At 62.9% G+C, this 19,661-nt stretch carries 16 protein-coding genes and 1 tRNA gene; 12 read left to right on the top strand and 5 right to left on the bottom strand.

Translation table 11 applies throughout. The annotated features are described in order from the left end of the window. Positions 1-18 precede the first annotated feature (18 nt). The 3 genes from RM190_RS15600 to RM190_RS15590 all read left to right on the top strand — a co-directional run bounded on the left by RM190_RS15600 (position 19) and on the right by RM190_RS15590 (position 6,223). Complete coding sequence (locus RM190_RS15600; RefSeq protein ID WP_311760389.1) at positions 19-1,698, top strand: FAD-dependent oxidoreductase; 1,680 nt, start codon at positions 19-21, stop codon at positions 1,696-1,698. A 211-nt stretch (positions 1,699-1,909) separates the two neighbouring features. Beyond that, the gene (locus tag RM190_RS15595) at positions 1,910-3,046 is read left to right on the top strand and encodes an efflux RND transporter periplasmic adaptor subunit (RefSeq protein ID WP_311760388.1); all 1,137 of its coding nucleotides are present in this window, start codon (positions 1,910-1,912) and stop codon (positions 3,044-3,046) included. A 27-nt stretch (positions 3,047-3,073) separates the two neighbouring features. Next, positions 3,074-6,223 carry an efflux RND transporter permease subunit gene (locus RM190_RS15590; protein ID WP_311760387.1) on the top strand — a complete coding sequence of 1,050 codons (3,150 nt, stop codon included), beginning with the start codon at positions 3,074-3,076 and terminating at the stop codon, positions 6,221-6,223. Positions 6,224-6,256: 33 nt separating this feature from the next. Here RM190_RS15590 and RM190_RS15585 read toward each other — a convergent pair whose 3' ends face one another. After that, on the bottom strand, positions 6,257-6,646 hold the full coding sequence (locus RM190_RS15585) for a GFA family protein (RefSeq protein ID WP_311760386.1): 390 nt from the start codon (positions 6,644-6,646) through the stop codon (positions 6,257-6,259). 223 nt (positions 6,647-6,869) lie between these two features. Then, complete coding sequence (locus tag RM190_RS15580) at positions 6,870-8,633, bottom strand: adenylate/guanylate cyclase domain-containing protein (protein WP_311760385.1); 1,764 nt, start codon at positions 8,631-8,633, stop codon at positions 6,870-6,872. A 201-nt stretch (positions 8,634-8,834) separates the two neighbouring features. On the opposite strand from RM190_RS15580, the gene RM190_RS15575 reads away from it, so the two are divergent. From RM190_RS15575 to RM190_RS15560, 4 genes are all read left to right on the top strand, one after another. After that, positions 8,835-9,299 carry a GNAT family N-acetyltransferase gene (locus tag RM190_RS15575; protein WP_311760384.1) on the top strand — a complete coding sequence of 155 codons (465 nt, stop codon included), beginning with the start codon at positions 8,835-8,837 and terminating at the stop codon, positions 9,297-9,299. A 55-nt stretch (positions 9,300-9,354) separates the two neighbouring features. Next, a complete protein-coding gene (locus tag RM190_RS15570) occupies positions 9,355-10,587 on the top strand; it encodes a YcaO-like family protein (protein ID WP_311760383.1) in 1,233 nt (410 codons plus the stop codon). After that, positions 10,584-11,924 carry a TfuA-like protein gene (locus RM190_RS15565; RefSeq protein WP_311760382.1) on the top strand — a complete coding sequence of 447 codons (1,341 nt, stop codon included), beginning with the start codon at positions 10,584-10,586 and terminating at the stop codon, positions 11,922-11,924. The genes RM190_RS15570 and RM190_RS15565 overlap by 4 nt, the downstream gene beginning before the upstream one ends. A 92-nt stretch (positions 11,925-12,016) precedes the next feature. Further along, the gene (locus tag RM190_RS15560; RefSeq protein WP_311760381.1) at positions 12,017-12,553 is read left to right on the top strand and encodes a hypothetical protein; all 537 of its coding nucleotides are present in this window, start codon (positions 12,017-12,019) and stop codon (positions 12,551-12,553) included. 36 nt (positions 12,554-12,589) lie between these two features. On the opposite strand, the gene RM190_RS15555 is transcribed toward RM190_RS15560, so the two are convergent. Next, positions 12,590-13,648, bottom strand: coding sequence for a hypothetical protein (locus RM190_RS15555; RefSeq protein WP_311760380.1), 1,059 nt, complete (start codon positions 13,646-13,648; stop codon positions 12,590-12,592). A 140-nt stretch (positions 13,649-13,788) separates the two neighbouring features. Between RM190_RS15555 and RM190_RS15550 the strand changes: the two genes are divergently transcribed. The 4 genes from RM190_RS15550 to RM190_RS15535 all read left to right on the top strand — a co-directional run bounded on the left by RM190_RS15550 (position 13,789) and on the right by RM190_RS15535 (position 15,894). Further along, positions 13,789-14,460, top strand: a complete 672-nt coding sequence (locus tag RM190_RS15550; protein ID WP_311760379.1) for a Crp/Fnr family transcriptional regulator — start codon at positions 13,789-13,791, stop codon at positions 14,458-14,460. Between the two features lie 266 nt (positions 14,461-14,726). Next, on the top strand, positions 14,727-15,179 hold the full coding sequence (locus RM190_RS15545) for a hypothetical protein (RefSeq protein ID WP_311760378.1): 453 nt from the start codon (positions 14,727-14,729) through the stop codon (positions 15,177-15,179). Positions 15,180-15,364: 185 nt separating this feature from the next. Further along, on the top strand, positions 15,365-15,592 hold the full coding sequence (locus RM190_RS15540) for a hypothetical protein (protein ID WP_311760377.1): 228 nt from the start codon (positions 15,365-15,367) through the stop codon (positions 15,590-15,592). 134 nt (positions 15,593-15,726) lie between these two features. Continuing rightward, positions 15,727-15,894, top strand: a complete 168-nt coding sequence (locus tag RM190_RS15535) for a hypothetical protein (RefSeq protein ID WP_311760376.1) — start codon at positions 15,727-15,729, stop codon at positions 15,892-15,894. A gap of 50 nt (positions 15,895-15,944) precedes the next feature. Here the strand turns inward: RM190_RS15535 and RM190_RS15530 are convergent. Both RM190_RS15530 and RM190_RS15525 read right to left on the bottom strand, forming a co-directional pair. Continuing rightward, a tRNA-Val gene (locus tag RM190_RS15530) sits at positions 15,945-16,019 on the bottom strand. 178 nt (positions 16,020-16,197) lie between these two features. Then, a complete protein-coding gene (locus tag RM190_RS15525; RefSeq protein ID WP_311760375.1) occupies positions 16,198-17,064 on the bottom strand; it encodes an NAD(P)-dependent oxidoreductase in 867 nt (288 codons plus the stop codon). A 131-nt stretch (positions 17,065-17,195) separates the two neighbouring features. Between RM190_RS15525 and RM190_RS15520 the strand changes: the two genes are divergently transcribed. Continuing rightward, a complete protein-coding gene (locus tag RM190_RS15520; protein ID WP_311760374.1) occupies positions 17,196-19,652 on the top strand; it encodes a penicillin acylase family protein in 2,457 nt (818 codons plus the stop codon). Positions 19,653-19,661: the final 9 nt, after the last annotated feature.

Below are 19,661 nucleotides of genomic sequence, written 5' to 3'. Positions count from 1 at the left end.
CCGAAGGAGACGACGGCGATGGAAGCGATCGGCCACGATCTCAGGCAGATGCAGCGCACCCCGCTGCATGCCAGCCATGTCGAGGCACTGCGCCGGATCGGGCGCGAGGTCCGCTTTGCCGCGGGCGAACTGATCGCCGAGATCGGGAGCCCGATGGACACCTTCTTCTATGTCGAGGAAGGCGAGGTTGAGGTGCTCCACCCCTATTCCCGACAGCGCATCATGGCTGCGACCATTGGTCCCACGCAATTTACCGGTGAGATCGCCTTTCTCAGCAAGGGCGTCTATGCCCTTCCGATCCGCGCCGTGCAGGACACACGGGCCATCGCCGTCGGCCGCGATGCGATGCTGCGCCTGATGTCGCAGGTGCCGGAACTGTCAGACATCGTCATCACCGTCTATGCAGCCCGCCGCCGCCTGCATCTTGAACAAAGGGCCACGGGCCTGACGCTGATCGGCGCGGATCAGGACGGCACCATCCGGCAGATCGAGGAATTCGCAGGCCGGAACCGCATTCCCGTGCGCTCGTTCGATCTGGTCTGTCCCGGCGCGCGCGCCGTCGCCGAGGAATGCGGGATCCAGCCGGGCCAACCTGCCGTGATCTTCGGACAGGGCACTGTCATCGACGCGCCAACGCCCCTGAAGGTCGCGCAGCGACTTGGGCTGGACCTGCATGCCGAACCGGGCGAGATCTTCGATGTCATCATCGTCGGCGGTGGGCCCGCAGGCGTCGCCGCCGGCGTCTATGCCGGGGCCGAAGGGCTGCGGGCGCTGGTGATCGAGGATCTGGCGGTGGGCGGACAGGCCGGGACCTCCAGCCGGATCGAGAACTACATGGGCTTTCCGACCGGCATCTCGGGTGCGGACCTGGTGTGGCGCGGCGAGGTGCAGGCGCTGAAATTCGGCACCAGTTTCGCCATGCCGCGCCGGGTAATCCGGCTGGAGCGGCGACAGGACGGGCTGTTCTGCGTGACCCTGGACTGCCGGAATCAGATCTGCGCCCGTGCGCTGGTCGTCGCGACCGGGGTCCAATATCGCCAGCTGGCCATTCCCGGTGTCGACCGCTTCCTGGGCCGGGGCGTCTATCATGCCGCGACAGAACTTGAGGCGCGCCAGTGCCGGGACGCGCAGGCAATCGTGGTTGGCGGCGGAAATTCGGCGGGCCAGGCCGCGATGTTCCTGTCGCGCAGCGCCCGCCATGTCCACCTGCTGGTGCGGGGCGGATCGCTGGCGGCGTCGATGTCGGAATACCTGTCGAGCAGGCTGGCCGCCGATCCCCGGATCACCATCCATTTCGACACCTCGATTTCCGCGCTTGAGGGGGATGAGGCCCTGCAGCGGGTCGGAACCGTGACCTCTGTCGGGGCCGGTGCTCAGATCGACGCCTGCGCCGTCTTCATCATGGCGGGTGCCGCGCCGAACTGCGCCTGGTTGTCGGGGCTGATCGAACTGGACGAGGCAGGCTTCATTCTGACCGGTGCCGCCGCCGGCCGCAGCGCTTCGTTCGAGACGTCGCAGCCCGGAATTTTCGCGGTGGGCGACATTCGCGCAGGTTCGGTCAAGCGCGTGGCCTCGGCCGTGGGCGAGGGTTCGGTGGTGATATCCGAGGTCTGGCGCTATCTTGCGGAAACGCCCCGGCCCATGCCGAATGCCGATGTGATGACAGCGGAATCGGTCGCAACCCTGCCCGCCGGCTGACTCCTGACCCACCCGCAGACGGCGTGGCCATTTTCCCACGCCATTTGGAAAGCGGCCCCAATTCAGCAATTTGGCGAAGATATGCAAACCGGTGCGGTTGACGGCATCCGTGGGGTGCATCAATCTTTGGTCAATTAATCGACATTCTGACGACACGGCCTTTTCCTGGGGCGTGAACATTCAAGCGCCTGACGAATTTTGGAGGTTCCGAATGCAGTTGGTTCACGTCCCGTTGTTGGTTGCCGCACTTGCGGTCTGGGTGCAGGGCGCCCCTGCCCCGGCCCAGGCACAAGAGGCCGCGGCACCCGTCAAGGTTCAGGTGGTCCCTGCCGAAAGACGCAGCATCCGTCCCGAATTCTCGCATCCCGCCATTATCGAGGCGCAGGCGACGGCCTCGGTCCGACCGCTTGTCGGGGGACAGATCGTCGAACGGAACGTGACCCCCGGCGACATCGTGAAAAAGGGCGACCTGCTGTTCCGCATCGACGACCGCGAATACAAATTCGCGCTGGCCGAGGCCAAGGCCGCGCTGCAACTGACCGAAGCCGAACAAAGCGAAATGAAGATCGAGTTCGAGCGCTCGCGCACCCTTGTCTCTCGCGGGACCAGCGCGCAGCAGGAGCTTGATCTTGCCCAGGCGAAATACGCGGCCGCGCAGGCCAAGGTCGCATCCGCGCAGGTCGCGATCGACCGGGCGCAGAAAAACCTCGACGATACGCAGATCCACGCGCCATTCGACGGCCGCATCAGCGCCGCAGCGCGTGCGGTCGGCGATTTCGTCCAGCCCGCCGACCCCACCCAGCCCGATCCTATGGCCGAAATCGTGCGGCTGGACCCGATCTATGCCGTCGGCTTCATCAGCCAGCAGGTCTATAACGACTTCCAGCGCCGCCGCGAGCGAATGGAGGATCAGGGACAGGACATCCCGGACCTGCAGATCGACCTGATCCTTCCAGGGGGCGACAAATATCCCGAAACCGGCAAGTTCGTCAGTTGGGATTTCCAGGCGGCAGCCTCACGCGGGTCGATCGCGGCGCGGGCCGAATTCGCCAACCCCAATGGTGAGCTCCTGCCGGGCGAGAACGTCATCCTGCATGGCCAGACGGTCGAGGCGCTGGATCGCGTCGTCGTTCCCCAGCGCGCCGTGGGTCAGGATCAGGAGGGGCAGTATGTCATGGTCGTCGGTCCAGACAACGTGGTCCAGCGCCGCCTGCTGGAACTGGGTATCCGCGACGGCGCTGACTGGACCGTCAACAAGGGCCTTGAGCAAGGCGAAAGCGTGATCGTGGAGGGGCTGCAGAAAGTCCGGCCGGGCGCGACTGTAACGCCCGAGCCGTTCAAGGGATGATCCGCATCGGCAGAGAGTGAGTTGGACATGGGACCGCAATTCTTCATCCGCCGACCGAAATTCGCATTCGTCATCTCGATCGTCATCACCCTGATGGGGCTGCTGGCCTTGTATGTGATGCCGGTCGATCAATACCCCGACATTTCCGCGCCAAAGGTGGTGGTGCGGGCGAACTATCCGGGGGCCAGCGCCGATACCGTACGCGACGCCGTGGCCTCGCCGATCGAGGATCAGGTGAACGGGGCCGAGGGCATGGTCTACATGTCTTCGAAAGCGGCATCGGACGGCAGCTATACCCTGACCGTGACGTTCGAGATCGGCGTCGATGCCGAACTGGCGCAGGTGGACGTGCAGAACCGCGTGGCGCTGGCCGAGCCCAGCCTGCCCGACGAGGTGCGCCGACGCGGCATCAGCGTGCGCAAGCGCAATCCCGACATGCTGATGGTCGTGAACCTGCTTGCGCCGGGGGGCGAATATGACCGCGTCTTCCTGTCGAACTATGCCAGCCTGAACATCGAGGGTGAATTGGGACGCCTGCCTGGCGTTGGCGAAGCCAGCATCATCGGCGCGCTCGACTATGGCATGAGGGCATGGCTGGACCCGGTGAAGATGGCCAATCAGGGCATCAGCGTGAACGAGGTCATCGCCGCCATCCGCGAACAGAACGTGCAGGCCGCGGTCGGCCAGCTTGGCGCCGCGCCCAGCCCCGAGGCGACCCAGTTCCAGTATGTCCTGACCACGCAAGGCCGCCTGAACTCTCCCGAAGAATTTGGCGACATCGTCTTGCGGGCGGACGAATCCGGCTCGGTCCTGCGACTGCGCGACATCGCGCGGATCGAACTGGGGGCCGAAGTCTACAAGGGCTATGGCGAATTCAACAACGGTCCCGGTGTGCTTCTGGCGATCTACAAGCTGGGTGACGCGAACTCGCTGGCCGTGGCGGATGCCGTGCGCGCCAAGATGGACGAACTGGCCAAATCCTTCCCCGAGGGGGTCCAATACGCGATTGGCCACGACACCACCCTGTTCATCAAAGCCTCGCTGAAAGAGACGGTGATCACGCTGTTCTTCACCATCGCGCTGGTGATCGCGGTGACCTATCTCTTCCTGGGCAGCTTCCGCGCGACGCTGATCCCGGCCATCGCGGTCCCCGTCTCGATCATCGGCACGATGGCGGTGCTTTACGCGCTGGGCATGACGATCAACACAGTCACCCTGTTCGCACTGATCCTGGCCATCGGCGTGGTCGTCGACGACGCAATCATCGTCGTCGAGAATGTCGAGCGCCTGATGCATCACGACGGTCTGGACGCCAAAGAGGCGACGAGCAAAGCCATGTCAGAGGTGGCCGGCCCGATCTTTGCCACCTCGCTTGTCCTGGCCGCCGTCTTCGGCCCCGCGACCCTTCTGCCGGGCATTACCGGGCGCATGTTCGCCGAGTTCGGGACCACGCTTGTCGTTTCGGTCCTGATCTCGATGATCAACGCGATGACGCTTAGCCCCGCGCTGGCCGCCAGTATCATGAAGGTCGGCGGACGGCCCAACTTCGTGATCCGCGGCTTCAATGCCGGGTTCGAGCGTGTGACGAATGGCTACACGGCCATTGTCGGCTGGCTGGCGCGCCATGCCCTGATCAGCCTGGTTCTGATCGCGGGCCTGTTCGTGGGGCTGTGGTTCCTGTTCATCTCGACCCCCACCAGCTTCATCCCGGATGAGGACAAGGGCTTCTTCATCGTCGATGTGCAATTGCCGCAGGCCGCATCGCTGAACCGGACCGAACTGGTGATGGACCAGATCATCGAGACGCTGAAGAAAGAACCGGCGATCGAGAACGTCATTTCAGTCAACGGCTACAGCCTGCTGAATACCGCGCTGCAATCGAATGCCGGGATGATCATCGCCAAGCTGCGCCCCTGGGACGACCGCAAGGATCCGGCGCAGTCGCAAGCGGCGTTGCAGGCCAAGTATCAGAAGCTGTTCAGCGAATTGCCGCAGGCGCAGACGCTTGTCTTCGGCGCCCCGGCCATTCCCGGTCTTGGCACCGTCGCGGGCTTTTCCTTCGTGCTGGAGGATACGCAGGGCCGGGGTGCGGACGAGATGGAAAGCGCATTGTCGCAGCTGCTGCCCGTGGCGAATGAGCGGCCAGAAATCACGCGCGCCTTCACCACCTTCAACGCCGGCGCGCCGCAGATCAAGCTGGAGATCGACCGGCTGCGCGCCAAGACGCTGGGCGTTCCGATCGACGACATCTTCCTGACCCTGCAAACCCAATTGGGCGGAACCTATGTCAACGATTTCAATCTGTTCGGCGAAACCTATAAGGTCATGGTGCAGGCCGACTCGCACTATCGTCAAGGTGAGCGTGACCTGGACAACCTTTACGTCAAGAACGCGAAGGGAGAGCTGGTGCCGCTGGGCGCGCTGGTCAAGCCGGTCCCGTCTCGCGGGGCGGATGTGCTTTACCGCTACAACACCTACAACTCGGCGACGATCACCGGCATCCCGAATGCCGCGGGCGGCTTCAGTTCGGCCGATGCGATGAACGCGATGGAGGCGGTTGCCCAGACCGCGACGCCGCCCGGCTATCGCTTCGAATGGACCGATTCCAGCTATGAGGAACGGAAATCTGGCAATGCCGTGCCCATCGCGCTGGGACTGTCGCTGATCTTTACATTCCTGTTCCTTGCCGCGCTCTACGAGTCATTCCTGACGCCGTTTGCGATCATCCTGTCGGTACCGGTCGCGCTGGTGGGTGCGCTGGTCGCAACGCGGATCGGGGGCATCCCGCTTAGCCTTTACGGGCAGATCGGGCTGCTGCTGCTGATTGGTCTTGCCGCAAAGACCGCCATCCTGATCGTCGAATTCGCCAAGAAGCTGCGCGAAGAGGACGGGATGGACCTGCACGAAGCCACCATCACGGCCGCCCGCCTGCGGTTCCGGCCGGTGATGATGACGGGTGTCGCCTTTGTCGCGGGGGTGTTTCCGCTGGTCATCGCCACCGGGGCTGGCGCAGCCAGCCGGGTGTCGCTGGGACTTGCGGTCTTTGGCGGAACCATCATGTCCGCCATCGCGGGAACCTTGTTGGTCCCTATCTTCTTCAAGCTGATCCAGCGTGTCCGGGAATCCATTCACGGACCAGCGAAGAAGCCAGAGGCTCCACCACAGAACCACCATTGACATAAAAGGCCCGCGCCCGTCGCGGGCCTTTTCTCAGCCGGGAGATGGCGGGTCCGGACGGTCGCGGTCGTAACGCTGCGCCAAGGGGAATCGCGGCAGCCACGCTTCGCGCCGTATCGTCCAGCTTTCATAGCTGGGCATCAGCTGGTCGGGGGCATCAAGCGTTCCCAGATGAAGCTCGATCTCAGCCCCCGAGACCGCAAAGACCGACGACCCGCAGCGGGGGCAAAAGCAACGCCCCTGATAGCAGGCATGACTGCCGGTGATCGTCACCGCATCGCGTGGAAAAATTGCGGCGGCATAGAACAGCGCGCCGTGATGCTTGCGACAATCAAGGCAGTGGCAAATCGCAACCCGGTTCGGAATCCCAACCGCCGTGATCCGAAGATCCCCGCACAGGCATCCTCCATCATATCGCATCATGCCGCACCCTTCGTTCAGCGGACGATGTGGAACGCTGGACGCCAGATCATGTTCCCGTGCCGCGAAAATGGCGTGATCCTTGGGGACCGCACCCTGGTTTTGGTCAGGTCCTCACAATGCAGGAACCCGCCCGCCCGATAGCTGCTTGCCGTGGGGGCCGCATCGGCGTTGGTGTTCAGCAGTTGCACCGTGAATATTTGTATCTGCGAGGAATCGGGACAGATCAGTTAAGACCGGCCTTGCGCAACCCCTCGACATAAAGTTCGAGGTCCTCGGCATGGCGAAGTGGCGGGACCTTGCGCCAATGCTCGATGGTGAAGTTCGGATGAACTCTCATCACCTCGGAAGCGTGGTGGCGTGCCTCGGGCATCTGATCCAGCATGGCATGGCTTGCGGCCAGCAGGCGATGTGCCTCGGACCGGTCGCGCATCTTGTTCAGCGTCCTGATCGTCTCGGGATACTGGCCGTTGTGGAAATAGGCGTCGCCCAGAAACCACAGGTAGGAATCGGGGTGATAGGGGTTCAGCCGGATCGCCTTTTCCAGCATCTGGACCGCGCGCGCGCCCTGCCGGACATAGGCCAGGCAATCCCCCATATAGGCCAGAAGATCGGCATCGTTGGGGTTCAAGCCGATCCCGTGTTCATATGCGGCCAACGCCTCGTCATGCTGCTTGAGGTAAAGATGCGACAGCCCCATTTCGGAATAGCCGCGGGAATCCATGCTGTCGCATTCGACCGCACGCTTGGCCAGGACCAGAGCCTGGTTCAGCGCGCCGGCGGGGTCGTTCGTCCAGTTATATCGCCATTCGACGTTGAATGTCCGCGAAATGGCGGCGTAGCTGCGGCCATAGGCCGGATCCAGTTCGCGCGCCTGCTCGAACAGGCGGCGCGCATGCAGATTGGAATCCTGAAGGAAACGGAAACCCATGTCCTGCCCACGCAGCACCAGCCCATAGGCGTAAAGGGCAGGATGCTTGTGTTCCGCCATCCGCTGCCGCTCGGCCGCGTCGATCTGGATCGCGACCCGGGCGGCAGTCATCGCGGCGACATCGTCCTGAAAGTCGAAGATATCGTTCATCACCCCGTCATAGCGTTCCGACCAGATGATGTTCTCGGACCTTGCCTCGATCAGGTCGACGGTGATGCGGATGCGTTGGTCGGACCGGCGCAGACTGCCGGACAGCAGGTAGCGCACCCCAAGCCGCTGCGCTATCTCGCGCAATGACCCTGAGTTCGCCGCCGCCAGAATGGCCGAATGGCGTGCGATCACCATCAGGTTGCGGAAGCGGCTAAGGCTGGTGATCACATCCGCAACGATACCCTGGCACAGATACAGGTCGGCAGGATCGGCCGAGATATTCTCCATCGGCAGGATCGCCAGCGAAGCGTCGGGCAACGCTTCAGCGCCAATGGAACGCAGCGGCAGGATTTCCTGCGCCGGGCCTGGGGCGGCATGAATCAGGTCCACCGAAAACACCTCGACCGGGGTCGAGATGTTCTTCAGATGCTTGATACCCAGCGATGTCAGGCGAAGTTCACCATTCTTGCGCAGCATCTGATAGACAGCATCGGTGACACAGATGCCACCGGGCTCGGCAAAGCTTTGGATACGCGCGGCCAGATTGACGCTGTGGCCATAGACGCCATCCTGTCCCGCAAAGGTATCCCCAACCGATATGCCGACGCGATACCAGATCGGCTGGCCGCCATCGGCCCAGGCAACTTCGCGCGCAAGTTCGCGCTGCATCTCAAGTGCGAAGTGCAGCGCCTTTTGAACGCTTTCGAAAACGGCGACCAAACCGTCCCCCGCGGTATTCACGACCGAACCGCCGTAGTCGCCGGCAAGGCTGCGGATCAGGGCCAGCGATCGGGTCAGGCGTGCAAGGGTGCCCTGTTCGTCGCGTTCGATCAGCCCGGTATAGCCGTGGATATCAGCGTAAAGCACGGTCAGAAGCCGCGGGCCGGACAAACTGGACTGCGCGTTCATTCTTCCTGCCCCTGGTCCCTTCCGCCGATGGATCGGTCCGCCGCCGCGTGTAGCGGAACTGAACAAAGTCATCCCTTGCCGCCGCGTCAAGCGGGGACCGATCGGGTGCGCTATCTTTCTACATTTTTTCGCGGCAAAAATCGCCATGAAAAATTACGGAAGTTCCGTGACATGTCTAAACTTGCCCCTATAATTCCGTGCATGAATGAATGCCCGGAATTCGGCCTCCGACCCGCCCATCCCGACGAATTCGCCTTTGCCGAGGCGATCCACATCAACGCCATGCGCCCGTTGATGGAGCAATTGGATGCCTGGGACGAACCCATGCGTCGCGCGGCGATCCGGCGGTCGTTCAAGGCGGCCGATTCGCAGATCATCACCCTTGCCGGGCAGGATATCGGCTGGACACAGGTGACAGAACGCGATGCAGACTATTACATCGCGCAAATCCAGATCCTCGAGGAGTTTTGCGGGATGGGGATCGGGTCGCGGATCATTCGCGACCTGCTGGCCAAGGCCGGTGCCGAAGGACGGACCGTATCCCTTTCCGCGGTCAGGACAAATCGTGCGATCGAGCTTTACAAGCGGCTGGGATTTCGGACCATCGATCCGGATGCCACACCGATCATCGACATGGTCTGGATGCCTGAACGTCCGAATCTGTGAGCCTTTGCGCCGATATGGCGCGTAACCGGTAAGCCTGACAGGCGGAGTTGAGCGTATGACGAATATGGGCCTGAAGCTACCGGACGAAACCAAGCGCCACGTTCACGGCACGCATCGCCTGGTCCCCCCGTCCGAGACTGTGGCCCGCGTCACCGCGCTGATGCCCCGAATGGGGATTACCCGCGTCGCGAATGTGACCGGTCTGGACAGGATCGGGGTTCCGGTGGTCATGGTCTGCCGTCCGAACGCCCGCTCGCTCGCCGTGTCCCAGGGCAAGGGCTGCGACCTGGCGGCCGCCACCGCATCGGGTCTGATGGAGGCGGCTGAGCTTTATCACGCCGAACATATCGACCTGCCGTTGAAGCTGGGATCGCTGGCCGAACTGTCCCCCGGCCACCGCTTCGCGGAAATCGACCGGCTGCCGCGGATTTCGGAGGCGTTTCACGCCAACCTCGTCACCTTGTGGATCGAGGGGCTGGATCTGGTTTCGGATCAGGCGCGCTGGCTGCCGTTTGAATCGGTACGCACAAACTTTACCCTGCCGCCCCCCCCGGGAAGCGGGTGTTTCGATTGCAGCAGCAACGGCCTTGCCTCGGGGAACAGCATTGTCGAAGCCACCTGCCACGCCATCTGCGAGGTGGTCGAGCGCGATGCCATCACGCTGTGGAACGCGGGCGGTGCCTTTGCGCGCGCAAAGACGGGTCTGGATTTGGCCAGTGTCGATGACCCGATCTGCCGCAGACTGCTGGAACAACTGGAGCAGGCCGATTTCGACGTCACGGCCTGGGACATCACCAGCGATACCGGGGTGCCGGCATTCTATTGCCTCATCACCGACCGATTGGACCCGCTGCAACATCTGGGAATCGGCGCGGGCGCCCATCCCACCCGTGCCGTCGCGCTGTCCCGAGCACTGACCGAGGCGATCCAGGTGCGCACGACCTATATCTCGGGCGCGCGGGATGATCTGACACATCGCGAATATTCAACCGAGGAGCGGGCGCGGAAAGCGGCCTGGGCCGAGCGGGTCCGCGCCGAGCATCGGCCCGCGCGCAGTTTCGGTCAGATCGCGGAACATGTCTCGGAGAGTTTCGGCAGCGATCTTTCATGGCTTCTGAAGCGCTTGTTGGCCATTGGCATCAACGAGGTCGTGGCCGTCGATCTGAGCAAGCCCGATCTGGGCCTTGCCGTGGTCCGCGTCGTGATACCGGGGCTTGAAGGGCCCGACGATCATCCGCGCTATCACCCCGGAAAGCGGGCCAAAACCATACGGGAGCAGGTCGCATGACGGCAGTCATCTTTGCCGGTCCATCGCTTCGAACGCTGGACCGCGCGGCTTTTCCGGATTTCACCTTTCTGCCGCCAGTCACGCAGGGCGACCTTTACGCGGCGGCCCTGCGCCAGCCCGCGGCAATTGGCATCATCGACGGTTTCTTCGATGGGCAACCGGCCGTGTGGCACAAGGAAATTCTGTGGGCCATGTCGAGGGGAATCGCCGTCTTCGGCGCGGCCAGCATGGGGGCGCTGCGCGCGGCCGAGCTTGCCCCTTTCGGGATGGTCGGAGTCGGGCGCATCTTCCAGGATTACCGCGACTCTCGCCTTTGCGACGATGACGAGGTCGCGCTGGTCCACGGCCCGGCCGAGACGGGCTATGTTGAGCTGAGCGAGCCCATGGTCAATATCCGCGCCACGGTCGAACACGCCGTGAACGAGGGGATCATTGCCGCGACCGAGGCCGAGGTCCTGCTTGCGACGGCAAAGTCACGGTTCTACCCGCAGCGGAATTGGGACGCGATCCTGGGGGATCTGCCTGATCTGCGCGCGCGGGATCAATTTGCACATTGGCTTCGGCATGGACGAACCGATCAAAAGCGACAGGATGCGCTGGCGCTGCTTCAGGCAGTGCGGGATCACCTGAACACCGGGGATCAGATCTCCGACCCACCTTTCCACTTTGAGTGGACCGAGGCATGGGCCAATGCGCCTTGGCAGTCGAGGCTTGACGATGCGGATGCCGATGCGGTCCTGAACGAGCTGCGGCTGGATTCGGATGCCTATCTGCGGACGCGGGACGCAGCGCTTCTGCAAGAACTTGCCAAACGGGCGGCCGATCGCGCCGGAGCCACGCCGGACGAGACCGCGATTGCCCGCGCCACTCGCGATTTCCGCCTGTCCCGCGGCTTTCTGCGACAAAGCGATCTTGATGCGTGGATTTCGCGCAATGACATGGACAGGACAGACTTCGACCGATTGATGAATGCGCACGTCGCGCTGGACAATGCGGGCGGAAACCATTCGGGACTTGCCGCAGCCATGCTGGATCAGTTGCGAATGCAGGGGCGCTATGCCGCCCTTCGTGACCGGGCGAAGTCAAAAAGGCAGGCGCCAACGCTGGAAATGGCGGCCGTCCTTCCGCAGCCCGTGCTGATGTCCTGGTATTTCGAAACGCGTCTTAAGCGGTCCTATCCAGACAACATCGCGGAATATGCCGCGGAACTGGGATTTCCCGGGCTGGAAGAGCTGCACCGTTTCGTTGCCGCCGAATATGAATTTCTGCAATCCTGTGACGCCAATGTCCCGGAAACCCTTGTGAACGCGAACAAAAGGTCGACAGCGTTCGACTGATGGGTTAATTCGATGAAAGCCGCGCCATGCACGGATGGATCGCAAGCCGGCCAATAAGTTCTCGCCCTTGTTGAATTCGCGAAGGTTACAGAATGCCCGAGACATTGCTCAACGCGTCGACCATCCTTTTGTTTGGCCGATTGGTCGAAGACCTACAGGTCAATCCCTCAGCTTCCGACCCCGGCCATAGCGGCACGCCCGGTCAACTTGAACAGCAGCTGCGCGGCGAAGACCCGAACTTTGCCCGGATTTACGGCTTCGGCTATGCAGGTGTGTATCACCTTTTGCCCGTCCCCGCGCTTTTCCTTGTTCACGGTCCGGGCGCACCTGCGGCCGCGGCACTTGCGGGCCTCAAGGCTCCGCAATCCGATGCGAAGGCCGAGGAACGCGGCACGGCGCCCGCGCAGCCCATCGGTGCGCTTTTGCCCGAAGACATCGTGGCCTGGTCCTATGACAAGGCGGATTATACGCTCCGCCTGGACGTCCAAAGCGGGATGCTGGAGCAGCTTTTGCTCGGCGGTGGTCCCGATGCTCGCGGCATGAGCGTTCAAGGGATGAGCGTGCAGGGCATGAGCGTGCAGGGCATGAGTGTCCGCGGCATGAGCCTGCGTGGTGGCGACAAGGATTGAAGGACGATGCCGGACACCCTCCGGCGCGTCTTGCCCTCAGGCCGGGATCATCGAAGCGAACCCGGCCTCTTTCCGCGCCATGAACGTCATTTCCCCCGCATACTCGGAGAGTTCGCTGCCAAGCTCAATTGGTTTGGCGACCTCGGTCATGGCGATGCGCCAGATGGCGGAGTCAGAGTCCAGTTGCGCCAGGATCTCCCTCCGCTGCGCGGGGCGATCTGCCAGCCGGGCTTGGGCGCGATAATCCAATGCCAGAAGTGCGAGCCGATTTTCAAGATCGCAAAGCGCATCCCGCAAGCGGCTTGCCAAAGCCGACTGCGCGCTGGCCTGCGTCGCAAGGGACAGGGCTCGGGTGATCTGGCCGGGCACGTCGGCAAGGCGTTCCTGTTCCCGCTGCAAAAGTTCCAACCGCATGGCCATGCCGGGAATCGCTTGCCCCACGCCATCTGCCACTTGCGCCGAAGTTTGTACCTGCGATGCGGCGCAGATGAGGCCAATGGACGTGTCACAACGTTGTTGCAACGGAATGTCACCTGGCATTCCCAAATGGTCGTCAATGGCTTGCCCGATATCGAAGGCCATCCGCTCAACCTCGCCACAGCTGCGCATGATTGGCCCATCGGTGCCTTCGATCCGGTGCAATTCGGCCGCCAGCGCCCCCCAAAGGCGCTGTTCACTGAGCCGCATCATACCTGCGCTGCGGGGCCAGCTGCGGGCATATCCGCGCAATGCGTGGCAGCAACGGTCAATCTGCGCGGCAACCGAATTCATGCCGCCGCGCAGGTCCGATCCATTCGTCGTCGCCAGCACAGTCACCGCCGACGAAATGGATTCCAATTGTGCCACCAGCCCTTGCGTTCGGGGCACCAGGTTCTGCAGGCAATAACGCGACATGGCCGCAAGATTGGCCCGCGTCTCATTCGCCGAACGGGCGATTGGGCTGGCGGTTTCGGCAAGGGGCGGTCCTGCAAGCTGATCATGCAACCGCACCCTTGCCTGCAGGTGCAGCGTAATCATGCCCACCTGAACCAGGACCTCTCCAATCTTGGTGAGAGGAACATTCGCGCCAGAAATGGTAAACAAGGTACTCGACATTTGCGCGCTCACAAGATTGCGGAGGTCCCGCTTTCCTTTTGCGCCATTCGGCCCCGCCATTCTGTGCGCGAACGCACAAACGCGGAACCATTCGCGAAAAATTCTTCTAAAATACGTTTGAATACCGAAGGAAACACGCCGTGAGACGTCTTGGCGATCTGGAATGGTTCGTCGGAGTATCCGAGGACAGGCTGGCGCGAATCCAGTTGGCCTGCATTCGCCGCAGCTTTGAACAGGGTGAGCGCATCCTGGAACGCGGTGACCCCGGACAGACCGTGCTGTTCGTGCTGGCAGGACAGGTGCTTGCGGTGCAATGGACGCAGGCCGGGCGGGAGATCGTCTATAACGACATCGGCCCCGGCAGCGCGTTTGGTGAGCTTTCGGTGATTTCCGGTGCGCCCCGGTCGCTTTCGCTTTATGCGCGGACGGATTGCACGCTGCTGGAAATGCCGGGAAGCCTGCTGCTTGAATTGATCGATAGCGATCTGTCCATTCGGCAGGCCGTGATGCGGGGACTGGTCCGCCGGGTATATGACCTGACAGAACGGGTACAGGAACTGACCGCCCTGGGGGTCGAGGATCGATTGCGGGCCTATCTGTTGCGCACGGCTTTGGAACAGGGAGAGCTGGAGGCCGGGCAGACCCTCAGCAACCTTCCCACTCACGCCGAGATCGCGAATATCGTCGGCGCAAATCGCGAAGCAGTCAGTCGGAGCCTTGCGACATTGAACCGGCAGGGTGTCATTGAATCCGGGCGGAAGTTCCTGCGAATCCTGCAGCCCGACGCATTGATGCAAATGTCGGGTGCCTGACCGAAGAACACGCGGATCCACCCGGAATCTCCCACGATTTGGCCCCCGGCCATCCCCACCTGACCAAAAGGCCAACTTCCGGGAAAGCCTGCGGGATGATAATTGATTGGTCAGTCAAGATTGTAATGTTTACGAGTACGGAAGAACCTGCCCGGCTCAACACCGGGCAGTTTTCATTTCTGCGCCCGTTGCTTGACGCAAATGCGCAACCCCCATTCTCCTGACGGAATATGGCACGGATATTTCCATGCCGCAGGAGCAAACCCATGCCGAACAAAGCCAGCGTCAGCGGCGTCCTGATGGATGCCACGCTGTCCCCCATTGCCGAAGGCAAGATCGTGGCGATATTGATCGGGTCGGACGTCTTCGACAAAGGCGTCCGGGTCGTTACCCAAATGGTCGAGGCAACGACCGGCAAGACTGGCGAATGGTCACTTGACCTGATCGTCAATGCCGACGGCGACGGCGCCGCGACGAGCTGGACGATCGAAGGTTATAATCAGTTCGTCTCTAAGGTCTTCGAGATCAAGTCGCTGTTCATTGCAACGCCCCTGCCCCAAACACTGGGCGATCTGGAGAAGACCAGCGCCCAGAACCTGCGCGCGGCGCGCGAGGGCTCGGTCTCGCGACTGATCCTTGTCAGCCAGTTCAGCGAATATGACATTCTGCCCCCCGCGCAGAAGCGCGACTCTGACATCGTTCTGGTCAAGGGGGCCTGAGATGACGCTCTTGATCCTTGACCAGATCCACCCCTCGATCCTGCGCGGCATTGGCGAGGCCCATATCGGCGGGACGCAGATCGAGATGTTCGACGCTGTCGGCACCCGCCTGTCCGGTCCCCCGCCCGCGACCCTGCCCGGATGGGGGCATCTTGAACGCAACCGTCGATTTCGCGGGCGATACGGTGACGATCCTGCTTGCCGACCCCGATGCGGGATGGATCCGGTTTGCCCACCAATCGCAGGATTGCCATACGATGCAGGACGCCACCGGCATATCGATGTCGGCCCATCGAACCACGCTCTTCGGAAGTCATTCGCAACCCAGCCGGTTTGTCGCCGGTGAAACACTGTGGCGTGCGCTGCCAAGCTTTCGGGGGCGCTTCGCGAATGACCGGTTCGAGGCACTCTGAATGCCGAGCGCGGCGTTCCTTGGCACATCCAAAGGTGATCCCATCCCTTGGTTGCGTTGCCGCCGTCGTAACCTTGCATCCTCGGCGGATTTTTGCCAGCTACAGGTAGATTTCCGGCTGGGTAGAATATTCCCATGCAAGATGAAGACGATGGCGGCATTCCCGAGGCCGTGGCAAGAAACCTCAGGCGCCAGCAGCAGAAGGAAACCCGGAAGCTGAAACAGATCCGCAAGAACATTGCGGACTCGCTGGCCAGCGATTTCGACGACATTGCATCGGAGAACCAGCCGCCTCGGAAATAAGGCGGCGGCTATCCGAAACTGAAATAATATCAATATACTGCGTTAGATCATGGTGGGGCGGGAGGGGATCGAACCCCCGACCAACACGGTGTAAACGTGTCGCTCTACCGCTGAGCTACCGCCCCATCTTGGATCACGCCGACCCAGACTGGGAATGCACGACGCTTTTCCTTTTAGTTTGCCAGCTCATACCGGCTCGCATTCTCGGTGTAAACGAGACGCCCTACCGACTGAGCTACAACCCCTTGCAGGGGATGACGCGCTGATAGCGTGAAGCGCGCCGCCTTGGCAAGGGCCGACGTCTCAGCGCCGCAGTCGGGCGATCAGGGAGGATGTGTCCCAGCGTCCCCCGCCCATGTGCTGGACCTCTTTGTAGAACTGGTCGACCAACGCGGTGACGGGCAGGCTTGCACCGTTCTCCTCGGCGGTCGACAGGCAGATGCCAAGATCCTTGCGCATCCAATCGACGGCGAAGCCGAAGTTGAAGCGGTTCTCCTCCATCGTTTTGTGACGGTTCTGCATCTGCCAGCTTCCGGCGGCGCCCTGACTGATCACCTCGACCACGTCCGAAATCGAAAGGCCGGCCCTCTCCGCGAAATTGAGCGATTCGGACAGGCCCTGCACCAGACCGGCAATGGCAATTTGGTTGCACATCTTGGTCAACTGCCCCGCGCCCGAAGGACCCATCAGGCGACAGATCTTGGCATAGGCGGCAATCACAGGCTCGGCCCGCGCATAGTCCGCAGCGCCCCCGCCGCACATCACGGAAAGCTGGCCATTCTCGGCCCCTGCCTGTCCGCCCGACACCGGGGCATCGACGAAGCCGATTCCCGAAGCAAGCGCATGTTCGGACAACTCGCGCGTGACCGCGGCCGAAACCGTGGTGTGATCGACGAACAGGCTGCCGCTGGACATGCCTGCGAAGGCACCATCGTCCGACAGGCAAACCTGGCGCAGGTCATCGTCATTTCCGACGCAGGCCATGACGAATTCCGCGGCTTCGGCAGCCTCGCGCGCGGTCGGGGCGACGCGGCCCGGATGCTTTGCAGCCCAGGCTTCGGCCTTGGCGGCACTGCGGTTCCAGACCGTCACCTCGTGCCCATTGGCGGCCAGGTGACCCGCCATCGGAAAGCCCATTACCCCCAGTCCCAGAAACGCGACCCTTGCCATCACTTTCTCCCCATGCTCTCAAATGACGCGTTGATCGTTCACGCGCCCTGTCCTATTCAGCCGATGAATTTCATCACCTGCCGCAGGGGTCAACCGCCTCTGCGCCCAACCATCGGGACCTCGCCCAATTCATGGTGACACTTTTCCGCTGGCTTGTGCGCCTGACGGTCGGGCTGATCGTGGCAGCCGTCGCGCTGATCGGCCTTGCTTGGTACTTCGCCGTCCGTTCGCTGCCGGACTATAACGCGACCTATGAGGTCGCAGGCATCGCGGCACCGGTCGAGATCGTCCGCACGACCGAAGATGTTCCCCATATCTTCGCGGCCAATGACCGGGACGTGTTCTTCGCGCTGGGGTTGGCCCATGCACAGGATCGCCTGTTCCAGATGAACGTGCTTCGCCGGGCCGCGCAGGGTCGGCTGGCTGAGATTTATGGCGCGGGCGCCCTGCCCGCCGACGACCTTGCCCGGCGGTTGGGGCTTTACCGCAACGCCCGCGCCTCGATCCAGGCACAGGACCCCAAGACGCTGGCCGCGCTGACCGCCTATGCCGAGGGAGTAAACACCTGGATCCAGCAGGTGAACTTGGGCGCGATGGGCCGCGGGGCGCCGGAATACTTCCTGTTCCCGGATGACATCTCTTACTGGGAGCCGGCGGATTCCCTGGCAATTCTGAAGCTTCTGGCGGCAAGCTCGACAGTCCAGCTGCGGCGCGAGATCTTGCGCGCCCGCCTGTCCCTGGCTGCGCCGGAACGTGGACAAGAGCTGGTTGCCGCGCCGGGCGAGCCCCCGATGCCGACCTATGCCTCGCTTTTCCCGGGCGAACATTTCGCCGGGGTCGAGCGCAAAACGGCCAAACCCGACTGGGCTGCGGGACTTGCCGGTTATCTTGCCCCGGCTCTTGGCGCCACGGGCAATGGTTGGGCAGCCGCCGGAAACCGCACCGCAGCGGGCGGCGCACTGCTGGCCAATGATCCGCAATTTGCGCTGACTGCGCCGGGCCTGTGGTATCTTGCCCGTCTTGAACTCGACTCCGGCGGCGTCATCGGCGGCACCATCCCCGGAATTCCGGTCGTGCTGTCGGGCCGGAACACGCATCTGGCCTGGGGGATCACCCCCGCGCAGGTGGACGACCAGGACCTGTTCATCGAAGAGGTCCAGCCCGGCGATCCAAACCGCTATCGTGGCGATGCGGGCTGGGTCGATTTCAAGACCCACACCGAGACGATCCGCGTGCGCGGCGGCTCCAGCCAGACCGTCACCCTGCGCGAGACCGAGAACGGCCCCATCCTGCCGCCCTCGCACCTGGACATCAGCACAATCCTGCCTGCCGGGCATGTCGCGGCGTTGTCCTGGACGGGCGGCCGGGGTCAAGACACCTCGATGAGCGCGCTGGTTGGTCTGATGGAGGCGCAGGACCGCGACGGCGCGGCGCGCGCCCTTGCTGGTGTCATCGCCCCTGCATTGTCGGTGACGCTGGCCGATGACAAGGGCGTTGGTCAGGTGCTGGCGGGCGCGCTTCCCCGTCGTGACCCCGCGAACCAGACACAGGGCCGGATGCCGCAGCCCGGCTGGCACGCCCAGAACCGCTGGCAGGGACTGGACCCCGCACCACCCGCGACCACTGACCTGGACCCTCAAGGCGGCATCGTCGCCACAACCGGCGCCCCCCTGCCCGGAGAGCCGAACCTTGGTTTTGACCGCGCCGGTCCCTATCGCATGAGCCGCCTGCGCCACCTGATCGACAGCCGCGAGATCCATTCGCGCGAAAGCTTCATCGCGGTGCAAAACGACATCGTCAGCCCCGTAGCCCGAGCGCTGCTGCCGTTGGTGGGGGCGAACCTTTGGTTCACAGACGAACCCGCCCCGCGCGGCACCCCGGAACGGCAACGGCAGGATGCGCTGGCACTGCTAGCCAACTGGGACGGCACGATGAGCGAGCACCTGCCCGAGCCGATGATCCAGGCCGCCTGGATGCGCGAGTTGCAGGACCGGATCGTGCGCGACGAACTGGGGCCGCTGGCCGACGACCTGAACGAGCTTTACCCTGCCTTCATCGACCGGGTGTTCCGCAATACCAACGGGGCCGCGGTCTGGTGCGACATCCGTCAGTCCACCCCGGTCGAAACCTGCACACAGATCGCGCGGCAGGCGCTGGATGCGGCGCTGCTGGACCTGACAGCACGTTTCGGGCCCGACCTGCAAAGCTGGCGCTGGGGCGACCTGCATCGGGCGCGACATGTCCATCCGGCACTCGGCGATCTGCGCATCCTGTCCTATATCGTGAACCTGGTGCAGCCCACCTCGGGCGGGGAATCCAGCATCGCACGGATGGCCTATCTGGGGCACGCGCCCAATCCGTGGCAGAACGTGACCGGTCCGGTGTTCCGGGGCGTCTATGATCTTGCGGACCCGGACAGCTCGGTTTTCATCATCTCGACCGGGCAATCGGGGCATCCGCTGTCGCGCCATTACGACGACCTGTCGGAATTGTGGCGTCGGGGCGAGTATATTCGGATGTCGCTGGACCCCGACCTTGCGCGCGCTGCGGCGACCGGGATCACCCACCTGAATCCGATCTCGCCCTAGGCCACTTGC

Origin of the sequence: Paracoccus broussonetiae (genome assembly GCF_031854425.1) — a bacterium.
Classification (GTDB): domain Bacteria; phylum Pseudomonadota; class Alphaproteobacteria; order Rhodobacterales; family Rhodobacteraceae; genus Paracoccus; species Paracoccus broussonetiae.
Note: the sequence above shows the minus strand (reverse complement) of the source record. Positions and strands in the feature narration are given on the sequence as shown.

Bases quoted from the DNA above. Each gene is read 5' to 3' on its own strand.
- RM190_RS15585 (WP_311760386.1), bottom strand. From the start codon at position 6,646: ATGATGCGATATGATGGAGGATGCCTGTGCGGGGATCTTCGGATCACG.
- RM190_RS15565 (WP_311760382.1), top strand. From the start codon at position 10,584: ATGACGGCAGTCATCTTTGCCGGTCCATCGCTTCGAACGCTGGACCGC.
- RM190_RS15555 (WP_311760380.1), bottom strand. From the start codon at position 13,648: ATGTCGAGTACCTTGTTTACCATTTCTGGCGCGAATGTTCCTCTCACC.
- RM190_RS15545 (WP_311760378.1), top strand. From the start codon at position 14,727: ATGCCGAACAAAGCCAGCGTCAGCGGCGTCCTGATGGATGCCACGCTG.
- RM190_RS15595 (WP_311760388.1), top strand. From the start codon at position 1,910: ATGCAGTTGGTTCACGTCCCGTTGTTGGTTGCCGCACTTGCGGTCTGG.
- RM190_RS15560 (WP_311760381.1), top strand. From the start codon at position 12,017: ATGCCCGAGACATTGCTCAACGCGTCGACCATCCTTTTGTTTGGCCGA.
- RM190_RS15590 (WP_311760387.1), top strand. From the start codon at position 3,074: ATGGGACCGCAATTCTTCATCCGCCGACCGAAATTCGCATTCGTCATC.
- RM190_RS15575 (WP_311760384.1), top strand. From the start codon at position 8,835: ATGAATGAATGCCCGGAATTCGGCCTCCGACCCGCCCATCCCGACGAA.
- RM190_RS15525 (WP_311760375.1), bottom strand. From the start codon at position 17,064: ATGGCAAGGGTCGCGTTTCTGGGACTGGGGGTAATGGGCTTTCCGATG.
- RM190_RS15600 (WP_311760389.1), top strand. From the start codon at position 19: ATGGAAGCGATCGGCCACGATCTCAGGCAGATGCAGCGCACCCCGCTG.
- RM190_RS15580 (WP_311760385.1), bottom strand. From the start codon at position 8,633: ATGAACGCGCAGTCCAGTTTGTCCGGCCCGCGGCTTCTGACCGTGCTT.
- RM190_RS15570 (WP_311760383.1), top strand. From the start codon at position 9,355: ATGACGAATATGGGCCTGAAGCTACCGGACGAAACCAAGCGCCACGTT.
- RM190_RS15535 (WP_311760376.1), top strand. From the start codon at position 15,727: ATGCAAGATGAAGACGATGGCGGCATTCCCGAGGCCGTGGCAAGAAAC.
- RM190_RS15520 (WP_311760374.1), top strand. From the start codon at position 17,196: ATGGTGACACTTTTCCGCTGGCTTGTGCGCCTGACGGTCGGGCTGATC.